This window comes from Rhizorhabdus sp. GW822-FHT03C02, from assembly GCF_058801765.1.
The window spans coordinates 1-1,458 of the sequence record NZ_JBXANN010000031.1 but is presented as its reverse complement, the minus strand read 5'-3'; the positions used below and the strand labels follow the sequence as shown (position 1 = coordinate 1,458).

The following is a 1,458-nucleotide window of genomic DNA, read 5'->3' as shown; positions in this document are numbered from 1 at the left end:
GCCCTAGGAGATTCACACATTTTTCAGGGCCCAGCCCTGAGCGATGGATTTGAAGGACTGGAGGCCATGTCGGAAGGTGATGGGGCCTGGGGGTTTTGATTTGGGATAACCGTCCCATCCTCCAAGCTTGCCGATGACCCATGCAGCCCAGGCGAGCGATTGCGGCGGGTGAGGGTTTTTCTGAAGGGCGGTTTTTCCCTCCAGCTCTGGGACGAGGGCTTGGAGCGTTTCGATCTCGGCCGCGGTGAAGACGATGCTGGCGTCTTGCGGGGATCCGCCATCGCGAGCCTGGACGAGTTGCATGACGATGCAGGCGGCGCGCGCCGCAATGGCCGTCAGCTTGAGGAGGCGTTCAGCGCTTTCCAGTTGGCTGTCTTCGAGCTGCAGGCCCTGCTGCTTGAGAGTGCGGAAGAACTGTTCGATGATCCAGCGTTGGCGATACCAGCCGACCACGCGCCAGGCCATGGCTGGCTCCTCGATGTCATGGGTGGTGAGCAGGCGCCACAGGATCGGCTCGGCGCCATCCGGTGCATCGATTTCGGCAACCTCGACGAGGCTTACCGCCACCGTCTTGGGCAAATCCTTCTCAGGCGCCTTTTTCGGCCGGGTCAGTTCGATCCTTCCGAAGCGCGTCACCAGCCGGGCGGTTCGTGCCGGACGGCCCGGTCGTGCGCGCAATTCGACCAGCGCTTCGCCAGCCGGCTGCAGCGTTGCGGTCGACAGCGTTCCTCCGACGATCGAACGATCTTTCATCGCGCGGGTCAGGATGTGGAAATCGGGCCCCGGTATCCGCGCCCATTTGGCGTAGATATCGCTTTCGCGGTCGCTCACCTCGGTCACCAGTGCAGCCGGGGCCAACACCGATTTCGCCGCTTGTGCGGTGCTCAGCCAGCGCTCCGATTCCTTGTCGGCCAAAGGCCGCTTCTCGTGCGGAATCTCGACGCGTCCATCTCGTGTCCAGATCCGCCCCGCCACCAGCCCCAGCAGGTTTCCACTCTCCGCATCGACCGCCAGCATCGGATGCAACAATATGCCACGCGTATTGCTGTGGCTCGTCTCACCCAAACCGCGTCGGCGATCGGGTGTCGTCGTGAAGTTGATATCGCTGCTGTCCTGGATCGCCAATATGTGACGCCCTGCGCATGCCGACGATGTCGCCTCGCCCCAGCCTTCGATCACCCTTTCCACCGTCACCCGCGGGTTCGCCATGAAACGCGCATAGCCCACGATCCCGCGCCGCGATCCACGCGCCAGCCGCCTGAGGCACACGCTCTCCTGTGCCACCATCCGCGAAAGAAGCTGGGCCCCCTTTTTTCCAGCCGTTCGTCTCCGAACGACCCAAGACATGCTGCCGGTCCCATCGCGACGGTCTCCTTCCGCCGCAACTTGAATCACTACACGCCCAAACAGGCCAGCACTGTTTCACCTACGCAATGAGATGTGTGCATCCCCTAGGGC

1 protein-coding gene is annotated in these 1,458 nt (G+C 62.8%); it reads right to left on the bottom strand.

The window, feature by feature from the left end; genetic code table 11:
* Positions 1-12: 12 nt before the first annotated feature.
* Complete coding sequence (locus tag AC1RM6_RS30415) at positions 13-1,209, bottom strand: IS4 family transposase (RefSeq protein ID WP_493108434.1); 1,197 nt, start codon at positions 1,207-1,209, stop codon at positions 13-15.
* Positions 1,210-1,458: the final 249 nt, after the last annotated feature.

What these genes read in the sequence shown, in the direction of transcription:
- AC1RM6_RS30415 (WP_493108434.1), bottom strand. Translation starts at nt 1,209, where the DNA reads ATGGCGAACCCGCGGGTGACGGTGGAAAGGGTGATCGAAGGCTGGGGC.